24 protein-coding genes and 2 pseudogenes are annotated in these 20,509 nt (G+C 59.0%); 12 read left to right on the top strand and 14 right to left on the bottom strand.

Features of this window, described 5'->3' with window-relative positions:
• Positions 1-939: an AraC family transcriptional regulator gene (locus C5L10_RS29070; protein WP_105432505.1), complete on the bottom strand. Its 939-nt coding sequence runs from the start codon at positions 937-939 to the stop codon at positions 1-3.
• Between the two features lie 137 nt (positions 940-1,076).
• On the opposite strand from C5L10_RS29070, the gene C5L10_RS29065 reads away from it, so the two are divergent.
• The 5 genes from C5L10_RS29065 (at position 1,077) to C5L10_RS29045 (ending at position 6,172) form a co-directional block, all read left to right on the top strand.
• Positions 1,077-2,327, top strand: coding sequence for a sugar ABC transporter substrate-binding protein (locus C5L10_RS29065; RefSeq protein WP_105432504.1), 1,251 nt, complete (start codon positions 1,077-1,079; stop codon positions 2,325-2,327).
• Between the two features lie 65 nt (positions 2,328-2,392).
• A complete protein-coding gene (locus C5L10_RS29060; protein WP_105432503.1) occupies positions 2,393-3,256 on the top strand; it encodes a carbohydrate ABC transporter permease in 864 nt (287 codons plus the stop codon).
• Positions 3,253-4,071: a carbohydrate ABC transporter permease gene (locus C5L10_RS29055; protein WP_105432502.1), complete on the top strand. Its 819-nt coding sequence runs from the start codon at positions 3,253-3,255 to the stop codon at positions 4,069-4,071. Before C5L10_RS29060 ends, C5L10_RS29055 begins: the two co-directional genes overlap by 4 nt.
• Positions 4,072-4,076: 5 nt before the next feature.
• On the top strand, positions 4,077-5,123 hold the full coding sequence (locus tag C5L10_RS29050; protein ID WP_105432526.1) for an NAD(P)-dependent alcohol dehydrogenase: 1,047 nt from the start codon (positions 4,077-4,079) through the stop codon (positions 5,121-5,123).
• Positions 5,123-6,172: an ABC transporter ATP-binding protein gene (locus C5L10_RS29045; protein ID WP_105432501.1), complete on the top strand. Its 1,050-nt coding sequence runs from the start codon at positions 5,123-5,125 to the stop codon at positions 6,170-6,172. The genes C5L10_RS29050 and C5L10_RS29045 overlap by 1 nt, the downstream gene beginning before the upstream one ends.
• Positions 6,173-6,766: 594 nt before the next feature.
• Here C5L10_RS29045 and C5L10_RS29040 read toward each other — a convergent pair.
• Positions 6,767-7,726 carry an MBL fold metallo-hydrolase gene (locus C5L10_RS29040; RefSeq protein WP_105432500.1) on the bottom strand — a complete coding sequence of 320 codons (960 nt, stop codon included), beginning with the start codon at positions 7,724-7,726 and terminating at the stop codon, positions 6,767-6,769.
• 93 nt (positions 7,727-7,819) lie between these two features.
• Here C5L10_RS29040 and C5L10_RS29035 point away from each other — a divergent pair, with 93 nt between their 5' ends.
• Positions 7,820-8,773 (top strand): LysR family transcriptional regulator, encoded by a 954-nt coding sequence (locus C5L10_RS29035; protein ID WP_105432499.1) that lies wholly within the window; start codon positions 7,820-7,822, stop codon positions 8,771-8,773.
• A gap of 355 nt (positions 8,774-9,128) precedes the next feature.
• On the opposite strand, the pseudogene C5L10_RS29030 reads toward C5L10_RS29035, so the two are convergent.
• Positions 9,129-9,605 (bottom strand): annotated as a pseudogene (locus C5L10_RS29030) (HipA N-terminal domain-containing protein); the annotation flags it as partial.
• Complete coding sequence (locus tag C5L10_RS29025; RefSeq protein WP_105432498.1) at positions 9,598-9,909, bottom strand: helix-turn-helix domain-containing protein; 312 nt, start codon at positions 9,907-9,909, stop codon at positions 9,598-9,600. The pseudogene C5L10_RS29030 and the gene C5L10_RS29025, both read right to left, overlap by 8 nt.
• 99 nt (positions 9,910-10,008) lie before the next feature.
• Between C5L10_RS29025 and C5L10_RS29020 the strand changes: the two genes are divergently transcribed.
• Positions 10,009-10,398, top strand: coding sequence for a hypothetical protein (locus C5L10_RS29020; protein WP_105432497.1), 390 nt, complete (start codon positions 10,009-10,011; stop codon positions 10,396-10,398).
• Positions 10,399-10,545: 147 nt separating this feature from the next.
• On the opposite strand, the gene C5L10_RS29015 is transcribed toward C5L10_RS29020, so the two are convergent.
• The 6 genes from C5L10_RS29015 to C5L10_RS35095 form a co-directional block, all read right to left on the bottom strand.
• Positions 10,546-10,803, bottom strand: a complete 258-nt coding sequence (locus C5L10_RS29015) for a hypothetical protein (protein WP_105432496.1) — start codon at positions 10,801-10,803, stop codon at positions 10,546-10,548.
• A 1,235-nt stretch (positions 10,804-12,038) separates the two neighbouring features.
• On the bottom strand, positions 12,039-12,356 hold the full coding sequence (locus C5L10_RS29005) for a hypothetical protein (RefSeq protein WP_105432494.1): 318 nt from the start codon (positions 12,354-12,356) through the stop codon (positions 12,039-12,041).
• On the bottom strand, positions 12,353-12,544 hold the full coding sequence (locus C5L10_RS29000; protein ID WP_105432493.1) for a hypothetical protein: 192 nt from the start codon (positions 12,542-12,544) through the stop codon (positions 12,353-12,355). Before C5L10_RS29000 ends, C5L10_RS29005 begins: the two co-directional genes overlap by 4 nt.
• 244 nt (positions 12,545-12,788) lie before the next feature.
• Positions 12,789-13,073: a hypothetical protein gene (locus C5L10_RS28995; protein ID WP_105432492.1), complete on the bottom strand. Its 285-nt coding sequence runs from the start codon at positions 13,071-13,073 to the stop codon at positions 12,789-12,791.
• 521 nt (positions 13,074-13,594) lie between these two features.
• Complete coding sequence (locus C5L10_RS28985; RefSeq protein ID WP_172717242.1) at positions 13,595-13,882, bottom strand: DUF1236 domain-containing protein; 288 nt, start codon at positions 13,880-13,882, stop codon at positions 13,595-13,597.
• A gap of 102 nt (positions 13,883-13,984) precedes the next feature.
• Positions 13,985-14,116 carry a DUF982 domain-containing protein gene (locus C5L10_RS35095; protein ID WP_172717245.1) on the bottom strand — a complete coding sequence of 44 codons (132 nt, stop codon included), beginning with the start codon at positions 14,114-14,116 and terminating at the stop codon, positions 13,985-13,987.
• A 495-nt stretch (positions 14,117-14,611) separates the two neighbouring features.
• Here C5L10_RS35095 and C5L10_RS35090 point away from each other — a divergent pair, with 495 nt between their 5' ends.
• The 3 genes from C5L10_RS35090 (at position 14,612) to C5L10_RS33950 (ending at position 16,172) form a co-directional block, all read left to right on the top strand.
• Entirely contained in the window at positions 14,612-14,794 is a 183-nt protein-coding gene (locus tag C5L10_RS35090; protein WP_205837108.1) for a helix-turn-helix domain-containing protein, read from the top strand.
• A 508-nt stretch (positions 14,795-15,302) separates the two neighbouring features.
• Positions 15,303-15,833 (top strand): DUF4142 domain-containing protein, encoded by a 531-nt coding sequence (locus C5L10_RS28965; RefSeq protein ID WP_105432489.1) that lies wholly within the window; start codon positions 15,303-15,305, stop codon positions 15,831-15,833.
• Positions 15,834-15,908: 75 nt separating this feature from the next.
• The gene (locus tag C5L10_RS33950) at positions 15,909-16,172 is read left to right on the top strand and encodes a hypothetical protein (RefSeq protein ID WP_172717241.1); all 264 of its coding nucleotides are present in this window, start codon (positions 15,909-15,911) and stop codon (positions 16,170-16,172) included.
• Positions 16,173-16,263: 91 nt separating this feature from the next.
• Here C5L10_RS33950 and C5L10_RS33945 read toward each other — a convergent pair whose 3' ends face one another.
• Positions 16,264-16,410 (bottom strand): hypothetical protein, encoded by a 147-nt coding sequence (locus tag C5L10_RS33945; RefSeq protein WP_172717240.1) that lies wholly within the window; start codon positions 16,408-16,410, stop codon positions 16,264-16,266.
• Between the two features lie 972 nt (positions 16,411-17,382).
• Here C5L10_RS33945 and C5L10_RS28960 point away from each other — a divergent pair.
• Positions 17,383-17,733, top strand: a complete 351-nt coding sequence (locus tag C5L10_RS28960; protein ID WP_105432488.1) for an ethanolamine utilization protein — start codon at positions 17,383-17,385, stop codon at positions 17,731-17,733.
• A 10-nt stretch (positions 17,734-17,743) separates the two neighbouring features.
• On the opposite strand, the gene C5L10_RS28955 is transcribed toward C5L10_RS28960, so the two are convergent.
• The 3 genes and pseudogenes from C5L10_RS28955 to C5L10_RS28945 form a co-directional block, all read right to left on the bottom strand.
• On the bottom strand, positions 17,744-18,295 hold the full coding sequence (locus C5L10_RS28955; protein ID WP_105432487.1) for a hypothetical protein: 552 nt from the start codon (positions 18,293-18,295) through the stop codon (positions 17,744-17,746).
• A 13-nt stretch (positions 18,296-18,308) separates the two neighbouring features.
• The gene (locus tag C5L10_RS28950; RefSeq protein ID WP_245448260.1) at positions 18,309-18,515 is read right to left on the bottom strand and encodes a DNA-binding protein; all 207 of its coding nucleotides are present in this window, start codon (positions 18,513-18,515) and stop codon (positions 18,309-18,311) included.
• 90 nt (positions 18,516-18,605) lie between these two features.
• Positions 18,606-19,441 (bottom strand): annotated as a pseudogene (locus tag C5L10_RS28945) (IS5 family transposase).
• A 342-nt stretch (positions 19,442-19,783) separates the two neighbouring features.
• Between C5L10_RS28945 and C5L10_RS28940 the strand changes: the two are divergent.
• Entirely contained in the window at positions 19,784-20,509 is a 726-nt protein-coding gene (locus tag C5L10_RS28940; protein WP_105432486.1) for a Crp/Fnr family transcriptional regulator, read from the top strand.

Below are 20,509 nucleotides of genomic sequence, written 5' to 3'. Positions count from 1 at the left end.
TTACGCTTGTTTTAGCGAGGAGCCCGCGATGACCGAATTCGCTCTGATGCGCGCGGCCTTGCGATAGGCTCGAGGTGTGAGGCCCGTTTCCATCCGGAAGTAGCGATTGAAGTTCGACAGGTTGTTGAAGCCGGCCTCGAAACAGATGTCGGTGATTGTTGCGTTTGTCTCGGCAAGCAGTGTGCGGGCCCGCCAGACGCGGACCGACCGGCTGTAGTCGGAAAAGTTCATGCCCGTGAGACGCCGAAAGGCGCGCGAGAAGGCAGAGGGCTCGAAACCGACCTGTTCCGCCACCTCGTGCATCTGCGCGCCCGGATCCGATTGCAGGATCTGGATCGCCTGGTCGATCCGGCGGTGCCTGCGGTCCGACACCTGATTATAGACAGAGAGAAAGTGTTCGCTCGCAAGCAGGCGCTTTTGCGATGCGGCCTCGATGTCCTGCAGAATCTCCAGAAAAAGCCCCAGTCCGCCACGGTGGCCGACGGCATGCAGCTCAAGGATCTTGGCCCCGATCCCAAAGGCCTCCGGACCTAAAACCTCAATCCCACGCTGGGCAAGTGGCTTCAGCCGATGGAGCACGTCAAATTCGGGACAGATCGCGCGGACGCCGATCAGGGCATCCGCGTCGAATTGCAGGACCATGTCGCGGCCGGGGATCTCCGGTGCGCCGGGTGTAATCCAATTGTGCGGCAGATTGGTGCCCGTGAGCATCAGATGTCCCGGCCGAAAGGGGCCAATATAGTCACCGACATAGGCGAAGCCACTCGCATCCGGGATGAAATGGATCTCCCATTCCGGATGATAGTTCCAGATGCAGATCGGATTGGGATAGTCGTCCCGCCGGATCAGATAGGAAGCGCCTCCTGGCAGGACGATCTGCTCGCGCGTGGCGGTGAAGGTTTCGGAGATCGACTGCGGAAAATCTGATGCAATAGGCATTCACAGACTCATGTTGTTGCGCACAGATGTCAAAATAATACTAGTTCTGCGACGAAGACAAACTAGTTCGCGCTGATCGCCTGCGCAAAAATGCCCCCGTCGATGGTAAGGGAGTTTACCATCTGAGGGAGGAAATCATGACACTCAATGCTCTCCGCGCCGGTTGCGCGGTCATCGCCATGCTTGCCGCATCCAATGCTCTTGCCGCCGCACAATGCACCGACGACGTGCGCGTCCTGGCACAGCCCCGTGACGGTCTCACACTTCTCGAGGACTATGTGGACGAGTTCGAAGAGCTCTCGGGCGCGGGCTTCGAGATCAGCTATCTCAACGAAAATGACCGCCGCGCAAAGTCGCAGGCCGACGCCTCGACCGTTGGCAGCTTTGACGTTTACTACGTCGATGAAGCTAACCTCGCACTTTTTGCCTCGTCCGGCTGGATCGTCCCCCTCGAGGGCTTCTACCCGGCCGAATATGACTACAACGACTTCGATGCCGGCATGCGGGCTGCAGCCACCTATAATGGCAAGCAGTGGTTTGCGCCGGTGCAGGGCGGCGGCGACCTGATGGTCTACCGCACCGATCTCCTGAAAAAGGCCGGCATTGCGCCACCAAAGACCTGGGACGAATATCTCGCCGCCGTCCAGAAGCTGCATGACCCGGCGAACGGCGTCTACGGGACCGCCCTGCGCGGCCAGCGTGGCTCGGGCGCCAATGTCTGGCGCTGGATGCCTTTCTTCAAGGCCAATGGCGGTGAGTGGTTCAAGGACGGCAAGCCAGCCTTCAACTCGGATGCCGCCGTGAAGGCGACCAAGACCTATCTCGACCTCTTTAAGTATTCGGCACCTGGCACGCAGACCGGTTCCTGGGACGAATCCACCGGCGCTTTCCGCTCCGGCAAGGTGGCAATCATCATCGAATCCGCCCCGCTCGGCGGCATGTCCGTCGACAAGGCGCAGAGCCAGGTCGCCGACAAGGTCGCCTTCTCCGTGCCGCCCTCGCCGCTGCCTGGTGGCGGCTACGCCCATGGTTTTGCCATCGCGTCCAAGGCAAACGCGACGGATAAGGAAAAGGCTTGCGCCGGTCTCTTTGTCGCCTGGGCTACGTCCAAGGAGCAGGAGGCCCGTCGCCTCGCCGCAGGGCAACCGGGCGAACTGACGCGCACCAGCACCTATCAGAGCCCGGAATATGCCAAGACCTTCGGCCAGAACCTTGCCGACGCCATGGCTGCGACAGGTGAGAAGACCACTGTCACCTTCTGGCAGGATCCGCGCTGGCAGGAACTGGGCAACCAGTGGGGCATCATGCTGGAAGAACTGATCACCGGCAGCCGCACCGACATCAAAGCGACGCTGACCGAACTTGAAGCCTTCGCCGCCAAGCTCTGACACTTCCTGAGCCCTCTAGCGGGCGCGTCTGTTGACGCGCCCCTTTTCCCATCCGAGGATTTGCCATGCGCCGCGGCCGCTCGCTGCCCTACGTTTTTCTGGGACCCACATTGGGTATCCTGATCGTGCTCGCACTCGTGCCGACGATCTACGCGATCAACATATCGCTCCAAAATCGCACCCTTTCGGCCCCCAATGCAGACTATGTCTGGTTCGCCAATTACCTCGCGCTGTTTTCGGACGCCCGCTTCCTCAATGCGCTTTGGGTCTCCTTCAAGTGGGAGATCATCAGCGTGACTGCGACCATGGTGACGGGGCTCGCCATTGGGATTGCGATGTTCGAGGCAGCCAGCCCGCGCATGCGCAACATCCTGTGCGTGCTCTTCATCATTCCGGTCCTTCTGCCCCGCGTCTGCGCTGCCTTCGTCTGGAAGTTCGCCTTTCACCCGCTCTATGGCGCTTTGACCTGGCCGGTCAGGGAACTCACCGGTATCACGCCGGACATTCTCTCGACCCCGCTTGGCGCACTTCTCGCCGTCGCCTTCGTCGATGTCTGGCAATGGGGTCTGTTCTTCGCGGTCATCATCCTGAAGCTTCTCGAATCCCTGCCGCCGCAGCCGCTCGAAGCTGCACGGATCGACCGGGCGACCCGCTTCGGGATTCACCGTTTCGTCACCCTGCCGATGCTGAAGGCGCCGCTGATCAGCCTGCTGCTTGTCAAGGCAATCGAAAGCCTGCGCTCCTTTGATCTGGTTTATGTCATGACGCGCGGCGGGCCCGGCATCTCCACCGAGACGCTCGACATGTATGCCTATTCCCAAGGCTTCATCGAAGCCGGCAAGATCTCCTACGCCTCATCCATGGCCGTCATCATGATGGTGCTGACCATCGTCACCTTCACCTTCACCTGGAAGAGGCTCAATCGATGAAGCTCTCGACCCTCTTGCTCAAGCTTTTGCTCCTTTTTGCCGCCGCCTTGGTCGTGCTGCCGCTGCTATGGACCTTGCTCAACGCCTTCAAGACCAATGCAGATCTCCTGGTATCGACGCCGAAGCTGGTCTTCCAACCGGTCTGGGACAATATGAGCTATGTCCTGAACCGCCGCTCGGTTGCACGGGCGCTCACCAATTCGCTGATCATCTGCTCGAGCGCCGTGCTGCTCGGTGCCGTCCTCGGCGTGCCGGCGGCCTATGTGATCGCCCGGTTCAAGAACCGTATTACCGCGGAAGCACAGTTTTTCGTGCTGTCGCTCCGCTTCCTTCCCCCGGTCGCCATCGCCATTCCCATGCTGGTCATCTGGCTCGGCCTCGATCTCTACGACACGCGCCTGTCGTTGATCGTGACCTATCTGATTGTGACCGCCTCGATCACGATCTGGTTGTCGGTGCCGGCCTTCGAGCGCGTCAGCCTGCATGTCGAGGAGGCCGCCCGTGTCGATGGACTTGGCCCATACGCGACCTTCTTCCGCATCGCGCTGCCGATCGCCCGTTTCCAGGTCTTCGGCGCCATCGCCTTCTCCTTCGTCCTGGTCTGGAACGAGTTCCTGCTTGCCATGATGCTCACGACCTCGAAGGCCAAGACCCTGCCGATCATCGCCTCCGAAATGTCGCAGCTCGGCATGAACGTGCCCTGGGGCATCCTGAACGCCGCCGTCGTCCTTTTGTCTTTGCCACCGCTGATCCTTCTCGGGGTCCTTGCCGGTGGGCTCAACGCCGCATTCTCCAAGAAAACTGATCAAGGTTGACCTTCATGAAAGCACTTGTCCTCGAACGTGTCGGCGAACTTTCCCTGCGCGACATCGAACTTCCACAGCAGATGGGACCGGACGACGTTCGCATCCGCATACACACGGTCGGAGTCTGCGGCAGCGACGTGCATTATTACACCCATGGCCGCATCGGTGACTTCATCGTCAACGAGCCCATGGTTCTCGGCCATGAGGCAGCTGGAACCGTCACGGAAATCGGTGCCAACGTCACCCATCTGAAGCCTGGAGACCGTGTCTGCATGGAGCCTGGCATCCCCGATCCCAAGTCGCGGGCCTCGCGGCTTGGCATTTATAATGTCGATCCCGCCGTCACCTTCTGGGCAACGCCGCCCGTGCATGGCGTGCTCTGCCCCGAGACTGTGCACCCGGCAAGCTTCACATACAAGCTGCCGGACAATGTCTCGTTTGCCGAAGGCGCCATGGTCGAACCTTTCGCCGTCGGCATGCAGGCAGCTGCCCGGGCGAAAATCACCCCTGGCGACACGGCGGTGGTCACCGGTTGCGGCACGATCGGCATCATGGTGGCGCTGGCGGCGCTTGCCGGCGGCTGCTCGCGCGTCCTGATTTCGGACATTTCCGAGACCAAGCTGAAGCTTGCCGAAAGCTATGGCGGTATCACCGGCGTCAATCTCAGGCAGGTCGATCTCGTTGGGACGGTCAACGACGCGACCGAAGGCTGGGGCGCAGACATCGTCTTTGAATGCTCCGGCGCGCCGGCAGCGATCCGCGATCTGTTCAAGGTGGTCAGGCCAGGTGGCACCGTCGTGCTCGTTGGCCTGCCGCCGGAACCCGTCGCAGTCGACCTTGCAGCGGCCTGCTTCCGCGAATGCCGCATCGAAACGGTGTTCCGCTACGCCAACGTCTTTGACCGGGCCCTCGCCCTGATTGCCGCCGGCAAGGTGGATCTCCAGCCCCTGATATCGGGCACCTACGGCTTCGATCAGTCGATCGCTGCCTTCGAACGCGCTGCCGAAGGGCGGCCGGAAGACGTCAAGCTGCAGATCGTCGTGGACAGGGAGGGGAACTGATGGCCATCGTCGAATGCCGGGCCATCCGCAAGGTCTACGGCGCACTTGAAGTCATGCGCGATTTCGACCTGAAGGTCGACGATCATGAATTCGTTGTCTTCCTCGGTCCGTCAGGTTGCGGAAAATCCACCATGCTGCGGATGATCGCGGGGCTCGAGGAGATCTCGGGCGGCGATCTTCTGATCGGTGGCGCGAGGATGAATGACCGTGACCCCGGGGACCGGGGCATCGCGATGGTCTTCCAGAACTACGCCCTCTATCCGCATATGAGCGTGCGCGAGAACATAACCTTTGGCCTTGAGCGTTCCGGCGTCGGCAAGGCCGCGATCGACGACCGGCTCGCTCCCGTGGTTGAGGCTCTGGGCCTGGCTGTCTACCTCGCCCGCAAACCGGCAGAACTGTCGGGTGGCCAGCAGCAACGCGTTGCGATTGCACGCGCGATGATCAAGACGCCCGAGGTGTTTCTCTTCGACGAGCCGCTCTCCAACCTCGATGCCAAGCTGCGCGGCAGCCTCCGGGTCGAGATCGCGCGGCTCCATCGTGACCTGAAGACGACGAGCATCTATGTCACCCACGACCAGCTCGAAGCGATGACGCTCGCTGATCGGATCGTGCTGATGAAGGACGGTCGCATCGAGCAGATGGGCACGCCCGAGGAGATCTACCAGGCACCGGCGACGGTCTTCGCCGCCGGGTTCATAGGCACGCCGAACATGAATTTTCTGCAATTGCAGCTGACGGAAGAATGGCTCGGCGACAACCTCGTCAACTTCGCAGCACCTGCCGGAATTCGCCAGGGAGAGGTAACCGTTGGGATCCGGCCCGGCTCATTCCGCGTGAGCGAGGAAGCCCAGGCATTTCGCGGCACCGTCGAACGCAACGAGTTCCATGGAGAAACCCGCCTCATCAGTCTGAAAAATGACCGTCATGAGATCAATATCTCCGTTCCGGCGCAGATCAGGCCTGCAATCGGTGACGTGCTTGGTGTCGACGTTGCTTTGTCCGACATCCACGTATTCGATCCCGGCACCGGACTGAGGTTGAACTAGGATCGTTGTGATTGGACCGATGGCTGCGTCCGTCGACGGACGGGACGCCTCTGAATCGCTCCGAGCGTGCTGAGGGACATCCGAGTTATGCGGCCCTGTTCAACAGAGTCCGGAGCAGGCGACGCGCGAAGCGGTTGGGGGGCTCCGAGTGGACAGGTGCTGCACGCCTGATGAAGCTCACTCACGCCCCCTCGCCTGATCTGCGCTTCGGGGGCCAAACAGATAAGGCGAAATTTCCCTCCGCAATTCGGTTGGACCGATACGCGTCCGGTTTGTGATCTCGATCGTCGCCAGCGTCGGCGACGAGGTTTGCAGCAAGCCTTTAATTTGAGCGGATAGGCCGGCTGTCGCAATCCGGAAATCTGCGGATCCGGGCCACGACCTGATAGATGCATGGCTGGCGAGTTCCTGTGAGCAAGGGCTCAGGCAGATGCGCATCGATGCCCGCCGCGCCGCGGGCGGGCAATTGCGTTTCTGATGGCAGGGACACCGACCGCGGCGGGGGATGCTGATCGCGCGCGGTCGCTCTGTGTCGGAGCCGCCCGGCACATCTTGCCGGTGCGGCTTATCCGCCCGTTGGCTGGTCGCCAGACCTTAAGCGTAGTTGACCGGCAGCCAGTCGTAATTCGTGCTATCGTTACGCACATGGCCGATGCCCGGAAAGGCGATATGTGCGCCTGCCACCAGATATTTGCCTTCCACCGCCCGCTTCAACGCAATGTCGCGTGTAATCACGGCGGCCTTCTGGTCGATATCGAATTCGATTGCGACGCCGGGTTCATCGAATTGCAGAATATCGCCGTGGGTGATGTCGCCCCAGAATACAATCTTCTGGCCTTCGCTTTCCAGCGTGATGGCGCTGTGACCCGGCGTATGCCCGGCATAAAGAATGGAGCCAAGACCGGGAACGGGCGCTGCGTTATCCGCGAAGGTGCCGAATTTCCCGGCTTCGACATAGGGCGTCACGCACTGATCCGCCTCGCCAAAATGCTGCTTGACGATGCCGGTCGCCGCCTTGGCGTTTACCGCACTGAGCCAGAATTTGGCCTCCCGCTCATTGACCCGCAATGTGGCGTTCGGGAAGGTGCGCTTGCCATTGCTCATCAACCCGCCGGAATGATCGGTGTGAATATGGGTGAGGACGACATCATCGATGTCATCCAGCTTGTAGCCGGAGGCCTCAATGTTGGACACGAGTTTGCCGAGCGATGGCCCTAGATAGGCACCGGTGCCTGCATCGATCAGTACCAGTCTTTCCCCGGTGTTGACGAGGAAGGCGTTGACGGAGGTTGGAACCATTTCCGGCAGAAAGGCATCGTTCAACGCGCTCTGCGCATGTTGTTCGCTGGTGTTGGTGTACAGCTTGGCCAGCGGCAGCGCGACAGTGCCGTCCGACAGGGCCGTGACCTCTACGGAGCCTATTTTAAGCCGATGAAAACCAGGTGCCTGAACTACGGCATAAGGCGCCTTGGCGAAGGCGATCGACGGTGCAACAAAGGGTGCGGCGATCAAGCCGCTCAGAGCAGTTTTGAGAATGGAACGACGCGATGGCATGGGTTTACTCCTTGGGTGATGGATCGGAACGGCTTGCAAGTTCCTGCCCATCAGCTAAGGATGTCTTGGTCAGCAATCAAATCGATACCAATCATGCAAGTCATCGATCATTTCAATCTCCGTTCCTTCGACCTCAATCTTCTCGTCGCCTTCGATGCAATGATGGAAGAGATGAGCGTGACCCGTGCGGCGCAGCGGTTGAAAATCCAGCAGCCTGCCATGAGCCACAATCTATCCACCCTGCGCACGCTGTTTCAGGATGAGCTTTTCATCCGTGTAGGACAGGTGATGAAGCCGACGGCACGTGCGCTCAACTTGTCTGGTCCGGTGCGGCAGGCCTTGCGGCAGGCGCAGGCGGCGGTGTTGACGGTGGACGCCTTCGATCCGGCCATCGAGAAACGCACATTCCGGCTGGGACTTTCCAGCGAGGTGGAACTACTACTTCTGCCCGATCTCACGGCGCGTCTGCGGGATATCGCGCCGGGCATCCGTATTCTGGCCCGTGGCGGCGATGCGCAGGAGGTCGAGGCGATGCTCGATGCGGGGGTCATCGATCTGTCCGTGGGGTGCAGTTATCTGCCGGACTCACGGCACCACTGCGAACCGCTATATCAGTCCAGCGTATTGTGCTGTTTTAATCCGCAATTGCTGAAGCTCTCCAATCCGGTAGGCCTTGATGCCTATATGGCCGCACAACACGCGGTGATCTCCCAGACCGACAGCCTGCATGGCTGCGTCAAGGATGCTCTGGAGCATGCGGGTGCAGAACTGGAAGTGGTGGCGGCAGCACCCGATTTCATGTCGATATTGGCCACGGCACGCTCGTCTGCGGTGATTGCCACCGTATCATCGCGGATCGCGGCCCGTTATGGGCCGCTGTTGGGACTTGAGGTCAGCCCGGTGCCACTGGCGCTTTCTTTTCCACCCGTGGCTATGGTCTGGCCGCTTCAGATGGACAGCGATCCTGGCTGTCGATGGTTGCGGCAGCAAATCCGTGACGCGATGCTGAGGACGAACGGGAGCAACGTTGCGGATATTGCGGCGTAACGTGCGGTGTATTTGAAGGCCACGCCTTGAAACAGGTGTGAACCAACGACGCGCAATTGCGAATTTGGCCGCGGTGGTGCAGCTGGTCGCCTATATGTCTTTGACCGCCTCACCTACCGGAAAAGCCCCACCACGGAGCGTCGGGTGTCGCTGAAGACCGAGCTGCATGTCGTCCAGGAAGTCCTGTCGCTCGGGATCGTCGAGGATACCCTTTTTCAAACAGTGAAAAAACGCCAGGAGAATTGGCGTGCTGGCTAGTATAGGGCCTTGTGCCCGCCCCGACCGACGAGCCTATCAAGTTATTGCGCGCACGTGCCGAGGATCGGCATCATCAACTTCACATGAGCATCGATCCTCCACCGCCCTTGCCGGTGTTCTTGATGACGGAAAGCTTCATCTGCACGCCGGCGAGCGAAAAGCAGGCCTTTGGCTACGGATCGTCGACGCGAGCAACCGTTCCTTCACTTAGCACAACGCGGACAGCACCCGGCAGATCCGACCCGAGTGCAACCAGCAGATCAAAGTCATTTCCGGCGCGAATACTGCCAGCGTGGTGCTTTTCCATCGCCTCGCGCAGCTTGTCTTCGGGAAGAAGATTGGCAAAGAACGCCGGTAACGCTCTGGCAACAGGCTTGGGGTCTTTGCGCAGACCGCCGGTGGCTGCGCGGAAAGACAGGCTGAGCACCGGAAAGCCGCCCGCTGCGCGATAGCTATCCTCGACGCTGAACGCGTTGAAGTCGCCGGGCGTTCAGACGATCGTGCCGACCTTGAGGTCATTCAGCTGCACTTCAAGAGACGATATGGATCTTGGATCGAGAGGAGCCTCAGGCATTCCCATCACCGTCGGCGCTGACCACGAACGCAGGAAGGTCATCGTCGTCATCATGCGGCCGCAGCAGGGCGTCGACCGCTGGCACTATAGCCTGCGGAATCAGCATCAGTTCGAGACCGAGCGCCCGCGAAATGTTGATCAAGGTCGTCGTGCGAACAGCGGCGCTTCCGGCCTCGATCTCGCGATAGCGAGGACGCGATATGCCCGCCAAGTCGGCAACCTGCTCTTGAGTGAGCCTCAAGTTTTTACGGGCCGTCTTCAACAGCCGGCCGATCGCAAGCAAAGCCTCTGACTCAGCAATCATTTGATCTCTAAACCTATTTGCGTGTTGAATGTCACGTTTACATATATCTGCTCCTAAAAGTCAGTGGCTTTGATATGTTTACGGATCATATTCAGAGATATGATCCGTAAACATATCTTCTTTAAAAGAGTTTATGCGCACCCGGGTCCGGCGCGACCCGTCAATTTTTATATTCCGATACATGCTTTGTTAAAGCCTGCTATTCCCGCTCGCCCTCGGCACTGGCGCCTGAGGGAACGAAATGAGCATGCCAAAACAAGGTTCTTCGATCACGTCATTTTCAACAAAAAATTAGGAATTCTACGCGCTGCGCATCGCGCCGATCGCACCTGCGCCGCGGCCATCGTCGAAGGTGTTTCAATCATCTCCTTTCACGCTCATTGCGGCGCTGCTATCGCCCTGCTGGTCAGGCTGATCCTTGGCCTCCTGCTTCAGAGGTCGGTTGTCTCGGCGCTCGGCAAGATCAATCCGGTGGTTGAGGCAACATAAATGACAAGATTAGCCGCTAGTGCCCCAGGTATCATAGTGGACGGAATGGCCCGCCATCACCCCCGCCTGGCCACTCTCTTGGACTCGGCGCAGAGGCTAAATTTACGAAAAGAACGACATTGTTCGCCGTCAGAAACGTAAACAGGCTCATTGGACGGCGTTCAACGGGATGATGCCCTCGAGGGCATCCTGGACGAATACCTCGTCCAGCGTCTCTCCTTCCGCATTGCAAATACGAATACTGAAGAGCTTGAATTCCTCACCACTCCGGAGACACTCGGCCGCGAGATCTCGGATACCCTGCTGTGCCTCGGACCTTGCAGATTGGAGGTCACGGTAGTCGGAACCATCCGGATCTGCGAGAAAATCGTGAAGGTAGTTCAGGTGAAGGTAGAACCTCGGCATGAGCCGCTCCTTTCCGAAGCGGCGATAACCACTGCAGGAGCCATTCGTTCCCGTACGCCAGCGGACGGAGATCCCTCATTTTCGTGGCACTTCGATCTGCATTGCGAGGCCCGCAACGGCAGAGGTGCCGTGCAAGGCCTCTCCCGCAGGGGGGTATGGCCAGAGGGGCCACTGCGGTGCCAAGTTATATCAAAATGCGGCCGGGTCTCCCACGTCGCGCGTGCGTGTTGGTGATTAAGCTGTCAATGTCCACACCCCAGCGTCCCCCTCTGGGGCAGCGTGAGGCAGAACATACGCGTCCCCCAGGCGTCCGGCGTGGAGGATATGGAGGACCACCCGCCGTGGCTCTGGAACATTTCGGACGGGCTTTCTCAATCGGGCGCGATAGGAAACTCTCAAACTGCGGACCGAGTTGGCTCTACGTCTCGACATGATAGCCCTCCAAATGAAGGCGTTTTATCGGCTGGAAGGACACCGGCAACATGATCTGCGCAATGAGGTTACGAGGTAACCTTAATGTCCCTTCAGGTTACCTACGAAGCTTCAGATCGCCCCCGTCCCGTGTTGCCTGCTTAGGTCTCCGCCCTCGCGGGTCTGTCCGGCTCGCTGGCGCCACTTGCCCGGACCAGATCGACAAGCGCAAAACGACCGCCTGGGACGAGAAAGCATAGAAAAGCCCCACCAGCAGGACTAACTGGCAGGGCTCCATGTCGGGAGTAGAGCGCGGTCGCACTGCGTCCGTTCTCCCGGAAAAGTTCTTGGTCGCCCAGATGTCCTTGGCGATATGAGCTTTCCCGGCCTCCTGATAGTGTTCTAATCGTTCGGGTGCTCAACAGTTCCGTGCGCCTGGTTGATTATCGTGCCGCTCCCGCTCAAATCAACGCCCTGTAAATGAGTATCGTGGCCATGGCGATCAGGCTGACGCAGGCGTTCCTCTTTTTCGACCGAACATTAAGAAAACGTTCCGCATCCCATTCGTAAGTCATCGGCAGCTCCCTAATTTAGCTTTCGCTTATTTGGCTGCGGAAACTTGCGCGGCGCTTGAGCTGTCGAATTTGAACGGGCGGAACGCCAAGTCAGGTGGACGCGTAACGATAGAGGTAACTGACAAGGCGCCCCGTCCTTTTAAGTTGGGCCGCTGAACTTCGTCTCCGAGCCAAAAGATCTCCTAGTGCGGGGACGGCTGCGGGGTTTTCATATTCGACAGGAGCTTCCGCGGGCTTCGTGCCTGTCTCTCAGTTCCGGCTGATCTGGATCTCGGTCCCCGTGTCCAGCACGATATGCAGGTCCCGTATCATTGCCGCGGCGTTGAGCAGGACGGCCTTGACCTCCTCGTTTGTTCGTCTCCCGAAAGGAACTGCAGCTGCGACGACTTGAATCTCTGTGACGGCGTCGCCACCGGTGCGGGTGATCGGGATCCCGATCTGCTCTCGCATCTCCCGCACGACCGTGGCGGCACGATCCAGCAGCCGGTTCTTTTCCAGCGCCGTCAGCTTATCGATTTGATTGGCAGCTCGGATCAACTCGGCAATGAAGTCGTTGGTCGAACTCAATGCAGCGTGTCCTTGTCGGGTGCCATCCCCGCCGAGTTCATGTAGTCCGCCAAGGTATCGGCACTATCGAGTGGCAGGCCGCAGAAGGGCTCGCCACCGAAAACCACAGTGCGCCCGTTGGTGGTGTCGAATATTTCCCAGGTATGCTCGCCGTCTTGGCGGAGGTCGAAGCGGTGGCGTGTGCTCATGACGGGAAACTGACACGAAGTTGCAGGGAGTCAAGAACTTGTAGCAGACTTACCATTGCGGCGAGCGGCCAGCTGTTTACCCCTCGGGAAAAGGCGGCAAGTAAATAGAACGGGAGCCATTTTTGGACCCGGAGCATTTCCTAGCGTGGGTGGAAGGTTTCAAGTGCTGCTCTCGCCGGTGAACTAAAGAAGGTTCCTTCAGCAAGTTTGGGGGTGGCGCTTCGGACGCCATCCCCTGAAATAGTCAGTCGTCCTTCTCTCCGCCACCCGCTGCTAACAGCCAAGCTACCGCCGCCCCAAGCAGCATAACACCGACAATGGCTCCAGTTGCCGCGGAAGGGTTCCGCTGCGCAGCCTTGCCAAGACCGTAACTTTCCTTTTGGAATTGCCGTGCGAACTGGCGAGCCTTAGGAGCGATGTATGTCGCCGCACTTTCCGCTGCGTCGCCAGCCTGCCCAGCGAGCGTAGTACGGAGATCGGCAAGTTGTTTGCCAATGCGGTCGATCTCGGAAATGTAGTCGCGCTTCATAACTATCTCCGATCATCCCGGTCGCGATCATATTCTCGGTCGCTCCCACGATCACGGCTGAAGCCGCGTCCCGATTCGCCATCGGTCGAAACCGACGTTTGGAGCCTGTCGAGGATCTGCACCAATGCGTCGGCGCACTCCTTTGTCGAATCTGAATTGGCGCATCGCAGATCGACCCGCGTCCGACCGTTCTCGACGTGGATGCGGGCTCCACGTTCTGACGGCGGTGGGCGGTGGCCCATATCCGCTCCCGGTCCACGTGGTCCCGGAGGTGGTGGTGGATTGTCTGCTGTTACTTCCGGAGGTGCCTTCGGCAGCGACGAAGTGTCGGCTGGCGGCGACTGAGCGAAGGCGGCAGTAGCGGATAGTCCGACGAGCAGCGTCGTCAGTCGGAAATAATTTCGCATGGGATTGCCTCTGATTTCTAGCGCAGAGAGAACGCCGGAAGGATGCCATCGTTCCACCCTCAGATATTGAGGTAAATCCTAGTCGATCGCCCGGACGGGATATGCCTCCGCCCTTCACTCAACGATCCGCACCACCACCAAGGTCTTGGGGTCGATGATCAGGCGCTTCTGATTGACGATCGCGAAGACGAAGTTCGGCGCATCCGGAATAGGTGACAGCACGAGGTTGTTTGGTATCGGCTGGCCAACCGCAATCTTCTCGCTGACCTGGACAGGATTGGCAGGCATGGGTTGCCTGCTGACAAATTCCACCGCCTTGTCGGGTGGTGCCGCGGTAGGTTGCTGAGCAAAAGCGCCGCCGGCTACAGCAACAAGAGCGGCGGCGAGGACAAAATCTTTCATGGCCGTGCCTTTCCTCTGAGTGGTCCATGCACAGAATGGTCGACCCATCGATGTGGACGTCAGAGTTAGACAAGAACGGGGCAGTCGCTGCTTCGTTCCGCGTCAGTTCCACTGAGCCGACTTGAGCGCCGCCTCAAATTTTTGGCGAGCTTCATCAGGGGATTTGCGACCATCAAGCGCCGCCTCCGCGCTGTTTTCAGCCGCTGCCCATTCCTCATTTTTCGAGGCATCCAGCCGTGCATCAAGAACTGGTGCGCCTCAAGCGGCCCGACTATCGGTTGTCCTGCGGCTTGAACCGGTTTCTCCCACATCAGCGTCAACATATTAGATCCTCCTGAAGAGGAGCTAGCGCAGTCCGAGGGGAAGGCAGAGGGTCGGCTACGGGCGGACGACGTTTCAGTGCGTCCGAAGCACTCATCCAAGATGCAATATCTAGTCGCAGCGGCTGCAGTTTTTGGGCCACATCCGTGCGTCGCCGAGGAGATATTACCTCAGTCCGAAGAAGCCGAGAATAAAGAGGACGATAACGACGGCTCCAACGAGCCATACGATGCTATTCATGGTGCCACCTACTATGGGTCTGATTTCAGATCCGGTTGGATCGCCAAGGTAATGCCGTGGACCGCTCCTATGTTCCGAAAGACGTTGATCTAGATCCAATCGCTAGCCGGGCCCTCAGGTCTTCTTCAATCGGCTTGGTCGGCGGCTTCTGCGCTGATTCCACAAGCGATGCGCGCATTGGGGAACGAGCGGCGGGAACTTGAAGACCTCGGGCGGATGGTGCGCCACGCCCGTAAAGAACGCCGGCTGTCCCAACAGACCTTCGCAGATCTCGCCGGCGTCGGTCGCCGGTTCGTTTCCGAATTCGAAACGGCAAAAAGATACTCAAATTCGACAAGGACCTGCAAGTAGCCCGCGCCGCCTGCATTTCGGCGTTTGTACGAGATCGCTGACGCCGATGGAGATCGTTGCCCTCGACGTTCGCCTTGACGGTTATGATAGTCCAGTTGGTGTTCGCGATCCACGCGGCGCAATCGCATTTGCCTATCGTCGCGGGTGGCGCGACCGGCGTGGCTGAAAAAACGGCCGTCGAGACTATCGGCACGACCGCCCAGGCTACCGTCGCTAAAACGGCTTCTGGTTGCCGCTTGCAGCGTTCGGCGCCGGCGCCCTGATCTACGGCGCGATTGCAACCCGTCACGCCGATACCTAGGCCCAAGCGCTCATGTACAGTGGTTCGGCGCGCTACCGCACCTATCGCGCGTGGGGACAATTCTTACCTGCTGCGCGCTGGCGTTCGCCCGCGGCGTATATCGCCCTTCGCCCACAAATGGCCGCTTCCGCGTCGCTTTCTTAGGGCGATCTGATGGAACCATTCGATCCATGCCGGGTTCATAGGCCGCATTAAAGGAGTACCGACATGAAAAAGACCATCATCGCAACAGCCATCATTTTCGCGGCATCAACCGCGGCCTTCGCGCAATCGACCGCCGAAAGCACCGGCGCGAACTCGCTTATCGGCCGGGCGCCCTCGACCGAGGACTTCGTGATGCAGGTCTCCGCAAGCGATATGTACGAAATCGAGTCGAGTAAGCTGGCAGTTCAGAAGGGAGATGACCAGACAAAGACTTTTGCGCAGCAGATGATCACTGACCACGAGAAGACAAGCGCCGAGCTGAAGGCTTTGCTCTCGGGCGGAAAGATCAAGGCAACTCCGGTTGCAGCGCTGACCAAGGATCACAAGGAAGAGGTCGATGACCTGGCAAAGCTTTCAGGCGCCGAGTTCAAAGAAGAGTACTTTGATGACCAGGTGGACGCGCACGAAGATGCGGTTGACCTCTTCAAGCGCTACGCCGAAGGTGGCGAAAATGCTGAACTAAAAGCATGGGCCGCGAAGACGCTCCCGGCGCTCGAGCACCATTATAAGATGGCTCAGGATCTGGAAAAATAAGCGGTCACTTGCTCGTCAAAAGGGAACAAAGGCTTGTCGTTCTAACGACCGGGCCAGTCGATTCAGAGATTGCTTTTGCTGGTGAACACGGATGTACTGGGACCAGCAGAATGCAAAGAGAAGGTCGGCGCGAAATTCGCCCGGCCTTTTTCTCTGTCCACATTGCTTTCCGGAGAAGGCAAAATCGCTGACCTTTACCGGCCGGCCACGATGATGATGAAGGAAAGTATTCGACAGGACGAACACGAGTTGGGGGAAACCGTTGCGCTTGATGTTGCCGCACCACCCGCAGCAAGTGGTGTTGCTCATCCGTTCCTGTTGCGTTCTTTCGGGGCGTGACTTCTTACTGATGCAAAACTGGAGCCGCCGAAAGAGCCGCAGCCGCGACATGAGCAGCGAGGGCGGAACGGAAGAAGCTCATCTAGCCACGTCAAATTGGTGGCGGAGGTCTTTTACTCGCGACAAAGACAAGTAGTCCAACGGCGATCAGCAAGGCAAAACCAAAAATAATCAAGATAGGTGCAAGCGTCATTTGCTCCCCCAGACACAAAGTACGTGCGGCAGCTTCTGGTTTCATCCGATATTGTCTCCTCCCGTGTCGGGCCGGAAATAGGAAGGCATCTCCACCCCCGGCTGAGACGTCGGTCCTGCCACTCATCTTCGTGGCGCTCAAGAATGTTAATCACCCGTTCAAGCGAGTCACCCATGCGCCGATCACCAGCCTTCCAATGGCGAACGGATCGAGCATCAACGCCAACACGCCTCGCGATGGCTGACCGGCAGTTCTTTCCGTCGCCGGCGGACGCACACCTTTCGAGCTCGGCAGGGGTCATAGCGCGAGACCTCGCTCGACAAAGGTCAATTGACCTTCTTGCCGGGGAGGTGGCGCGCGGATTGAAACAGCTTCGAATAGTCCGGCGGTTTGTCCCATGCGAGCTCCGATGAGCAACGGGGGCAGGGTATGCCCGCGGCACCGCAGCCGCAGCAGCGCGTTCCACTCCAAGCCCTTGTTGGATGTGTCTCGCAGACCCAGCCCGTATCCTGACATGATTTGCATAATCGCATTCACGCGCCTCCAGTTCGCACCGGAGAAATGGAGTCGCCGTTGGCATGGTCAACCAGACCGGAACAAGAACAAACGTCCGAAGTTTGGGGAGCCGCCACAGGCTACGGGTCTGTCTCTTGTTTTCGGGTCGGGTCATCGCCGCGGCGTTAAGTAACACCCTCGCCGCGCGTCAAGCCGCGCGTAAAGGCATCCCAAATTTGCCGGGTCGTTGCATCTCGTAGAAGCGGAGGACGTTCCCAAGATGTTCGGTCATCCCGACGAACAAAAATCCCACCCGCAGCATGGCCTTCTGAGACCGGAGGCTCGCCGGTCTGACAGCGCAAACCTCTGGCGCAGAGGTCCGCCGCCACCCTGATCCCCATGAATCGTCTTTGCGGGTGTTGGAACACGGCACCGCATGGTCGACATGCCCGTCTGCGTGTTGGTCTGGGCCTTGGCATCCTCGGCAGCCGCGCTACCTCCGTCGAAAAACGGGAGAAAGCGATGAAAGTCCAGAAATTCAATATCGCCGACGCGAACCTGGTCAGGTCTCCGGGTCAGGATGGGGATATATTCGTGGGGAACCTGGTCGACGAGAAGAACGGCGGGCCGATCACCATTGGCTACGGCCGGTACGCTCCGGGTCAGACCCTCACAGAAACCATAGCGGTCGATGACGTCATGATTGTTCTGGAAGGACGGCTTGCGGTCTCGACGGGCGCTGGCACCGTCACGGCGGGTCCGGGCGAGATCGTCTACATGCCAAAGGGGGAGTCGGTGACGATTACGACCGAGGGGGAGGGAGCGCTCACAGCCTATGTGACATATCCCCACTGGGCGGAGGTTCACGAGTAGAACGATCGGCTCAGCCATTGCCGACGAAATGAGCAGCGCTTCCGATGAAGCGCCGCCCCCGGCACCATTTCGGCGAAACCTGTCCCCGCGATGACAGGCAGCGCGGTTTGACATTTTCCAGTCTATTCTGAAGCAGACCGACGAACGCGAAATCGGTCACCGTCATCACGGAGCGACCACATCCCAGCCGCTCGCGCACCTCGACGCCGATCCGAAGAACCTCCGACGATTGCAGTCCCGAGCTCTCGACCTCCTCCAGAATATCCGTGGCGGCATAACGTCCGCCACAATAAGAGGCGATCACGTCATTGGTTGCAAAACCGAGGAGCGTGAATACGAAAGTGTGAGCGTCGGCGTCGTGCGAAATGCCCGTACGACAATCGTAATCGTGCCCGATCGATGCTGCCTTCCCGCCTCTGACGATCCCGTAATAGTGGTACCAGTGGCCGGATCGGGTCAGGTACTCAGCTTTCCAGACGGCTTGGTCGAATAGCGTAGGTCCTTCCGCGATATCGCAGAGCTCCTGGATCGTGTCGAAGAATTCCGAGCGATAGTCGTCCATCGATACTCCGCGCTCAAGCGAGCGCCGATTTGATACGGCGGATGTAGTCCGGGTTCTGCATTTGCCCCTCTTCCGCGAGCCTGATCTCGGTCTCGGTCAGGCCGGTCGCGATAGCAAGTTCGGTCACGCTGTAACCTTTTGCCAGGCGGGCGTTCAGGAGGCTCCCGGCAGTCTGCGCGGGCCCCTTCAATAAGATGCTGTGCGTGCTAGAGATGTCCATGGAAACTCCATCAATTGGCGAGATGAAGAACTGCAGACAGCGACTGGAGTTCCTGAAACCGCGCCGCGTATTTAGAGTCCGTCCGAGAATTCATGATGGGCGTGCGATCCGTCTGACGAGGGTCATGATGGATGCGGCATAAAGGAAGGCCTTGGCGGACTTGATGGTTGCTTCCGGGTCTTTCCATAGCCCGCGGTTTCGGCTGATCCAAGCGAAGAAGCGCTCGACAACCCAACGCTTTGGATGAACGGCAAAGCCGACCTGATCCTTCGGCTTGCGGACGATCTCGACGTCGACCAGCGTCGCATTTTGCGGCCTGTCGCCAGAGTATCCCATGTCGGCAAATGCCTTGGCGACGAACGGGAAGGACTTCCGAGACAGTCGCAGAACCGGGATGGCACCATCGCGATCCTGAACGTCGGCCGGTTGAGGATCAAGCACGAGAGCACGTCCATCCATATCGACCATTGCTTGTCGCTTGCGGCCTTTGATCTCAGCGCAAACGCAGTTTGTCGCCTATTACCCGCATCATATCCACGCGGACCGCCGCTCTCGGTGGTCTTCACGCTCTGGCTATCCAACACAGCAGCACTTGGAGAGGCCTGGCGGCCGGTCCGCTCGCGATCCACCATGACGAGGCAGTGATTGATCCGCGTGAAGACACCAGTGTCACGCCAGCGGCAGAAATACCCGAAAACCGTGCTCTTGGGCGGCAGGTCTTTCGGGATGAGACGCCAAGGAATGCCGCCCCGCAGAACGTAAAAAATGGCGTTGATGATCTCCCGCAGCGGCCAGGCTGGCTTACGCCCCCTTGGCGCAGGCTGCGGAAGAAGGGGCGCTATCACCGCCCATTCCGCGTCCGTCAGGTCGGTTTCGTATCGTGGCTGTTTGCGACTATACTGCCGCCGGGTGGTCGGGTTCCACATGGCGCTTCCATTCAGGCTTCAGACACCTTCTTGGAATCATCATCGGCCCGATCACTCAACCCAATTCTCGGACGGGCTCTTAGAGGCCGGATAGTTTATTTGTTCGCCCGACGATTAATCCGACAAACCGCTGGAGAAGGGAGTACAGTCGGGCGTATGCGAAAACGGACAATCCAACGACCACTCGTCGCCGGACAGATTGTTTTGTACAAGCAATGGCTTAGCCGACTTATGTCGAAATCGTACAGATCGCGTCTCGCGGTGGCCAATCCGGTTTTTGCTCCGTAGTTTTACCAATCACTTTGGCGTTTGGTAGCACCAGGCTCCGCGGATGGAGTTGCCATGACTACCTTCGAACAATCCACGACCCGAAACACCCTCCTGAGGACAGTTAGTCCTCAAATCTTCGCCCGCCTGGCGGGTGATATGGAACGGGTCGACTTGCCTTTGAAATTCGTGTTGGTCGAAGACGGAGTCGCCCCCAGCCATATCTATTTTCTTGAGGACGGGCTCGCCTCGGTAGTCGCGACGAGTTCGGACGGCGAGGCTATTGAGGTCGGACACATCGGACGTGAAGGTGCATCAGGTATGCATGTCATGCTTGCTGTACCTGCGACGCCGGGCCGAACCTTCATCCAGGTTGAGGGGTCGGCGATACGTGTCCCTTTGAACGTGTTCACCGAGGCCGTTGTCTCTGACCGTGAGACCCGTGAATTCTTTCTCCGCTATGTTCACACGACCATTTTGCAGCTTGCCCACTCGGCGCTGGCGAACGCCCGCTACAGCGTGCAGGAGCGGCTCGCTCGCTGGCTTTTGATGTGTCATGACCGTCTCGACGGCGACAACCTTGCGGTCACGCATGAATTCCTGGCACTTATGCTTGGCGTTCGCCGCTCCGGAGTGACCGATCATCTTCATATCCTGGAGGGCAGGCATGCCATCCGATCGACCCGCGGAAACGTCCGCGTCCTCAGTCGCGATACGCTCCTGGATATCGCTGGCGGTTGCTATGGCGTTCCGGAGCGGGAGTACGAAAAGTTGCTCGGCCTGCCATCGAGGGTAAGGTAA

It is taken from the genome of Neorhizobium sp. T6_25 (genome assembly GCF_002968555.1).
Taxonomy (GTDB): Bacteria; Pseudomonadota; Alphaproteobacteria; order Rhizobiales; family Rhizobiaceae; genus Neorhizobium.
The sequence above is the reverse complement of the archived record's forward strand: the minus strand, read 5'-3'. Positions and strand labels throughout refer to the sequence as shown.

Bases quoted from the DNA above. Each gene is read 5' to 3' on its own strand.
- C5L10_RS29070 (WP_105432505.1), bottom strand. From the start codon at position 939: ATGCCTATTGCATCAGATTTTCCGCAGTCGATCTCCGAAACCTTCACC.
- C5L10_RS29065 (WP_105432504.1), top strand. From the start codon at position 1,077: ATGACACTCAATGCTCTCCGCGCCGGTTGCGCGGTCATCGCCATGCTT.
- C5L10_RS29060 (WP_105432503.1), top strand. From the start codon at position 2,393: ATGCGCCGCGGCCGCTCGCTGCCCTACGTTTTTCTGGGACCCACATTG.
- C5L10_RS29055 (WP_105432502.1), top strand. From the start codon at position 3,253: ATGAAGCTCTCGACCCTCTTGCTCAAGCTTTTGCTCCTTTTTGCCGCC.
- C5L10_RS29050 (WP_105432526.1), top strand. From the start codon at position 4,077: ATGAAAGCACTTGTCCTCGAACGTGTCGGCGAACTTTCCCTGCGCGAC.
- C5L10_RS29045 (WP_105432501.1), top strand. From the start codon at position 5,123: ATGGCCATCGTCGAATGCCGGGCCATCCGCAAGGTCTACGGCGCACTT.
- C5L10_RS29040 (WP_105432500.1), bottom strand. From the start codon at position 7,726: ATGCCATCGCGTCGTTCCATTCTCAAAACTGCTCTGAGCGGCTTGATC.
- C5L10_RS29035 (WP_105432499.1), top strand. From the start codon at position 7,820: ATGCAAGTCATCGATCATTTCAATCTCCGTTCCTTCGACCTCAATCTT.
- C5L10_RS29025 (WP_105432498.1), bottom strand. From the start codon at position 9,909: ATGATTGCTGAGTCAGAGGCTTTGCTTGCGATCGGCCGGCTGTTGAAG.
- C5L10_RS29020 (WP_105432497.1), top strand. From the start codon at position 10,009: ATGATCCGTAAACATATCTTCTTTAAAAGAGTTTATGCGCACCCGGGT.
- C5L10_RS29015 (WP_105432496.1), bottom strand. From the start codon at position 10,803: ATGCCGAGGTTCTACCTTCACCTGAACTACCTTCACGATTTTCTCGCA.
- C5L10_RS29000 (WP_105432493.1), bottom strand. From the start codon at position 12,544: ATGAGCACACGCCACCGCTTCGACCTCCGCCAAGACGGCGAGCATACC.
- C5L10_RS28995 (WP_105432492.1), bottom strand. From the start codon at position 13,073: ATGAAGCGCGACTACATTTCCGAGATCGACCGCATTGGCAAACAACTT.
- C5L10_RS28985 (WP_172717242.1), bottom strand. From the start codon at position 13,882: ATGAAAGATTTTGTCCTCGCCGCCGCTCTTGTTGCTGTAGCCGGCGGC.
- C5L10_RS35090 (WP_205837108.1), top strand. From the start codon at position 14,612: ATGCGCGCATTGGGGAACGAGCGGCGGGAACTTGAAGACCTCGGGCGG.
- C5L10_RS28965 (WP_105432489.1), top strand. From the start codon at position 15,303: ATGAAAAAGACCATCATCGCAACAGCCATCATTTTCGCGGCATCAACC.
- C5L10_RS33945 (WP_172717240.1), bottom strand. From the start codon at position 16,410: ATGAAACCAGAAGCTGCCGCACGTACTTTGTGTCTGGGGGAGCAAATG.
- C5L10_RS28960 (WP_105432488.1), top strand. From the start codon at position 17,383: ATGAAAGTCCAGAAATTCAATATCGCCGACGCGAACCTGGTCAGGTCT.
- C5L10_RS28955 (WP_105432487.1), bottom strand. From the start codon at position 18,295: ATGGACGACTATCGCTCGGAATTCTTCGACACGATCCAGGAGCTCTGC.
- C5L10_RS28950 (WP_245448260.1), bottom strand. From the start codon at position 18,515: ATGGACATCTCTAGCACGCACAGCATCTTATTGAAGGGGCCCGCGCAG.
- C5L10_RS28940 (WP_105432486.1), top strand. From the start codon at position 19,784: ATGACTACCTTCGAACAATCCACGACCCGAAACACCCTCCTGAGGACA.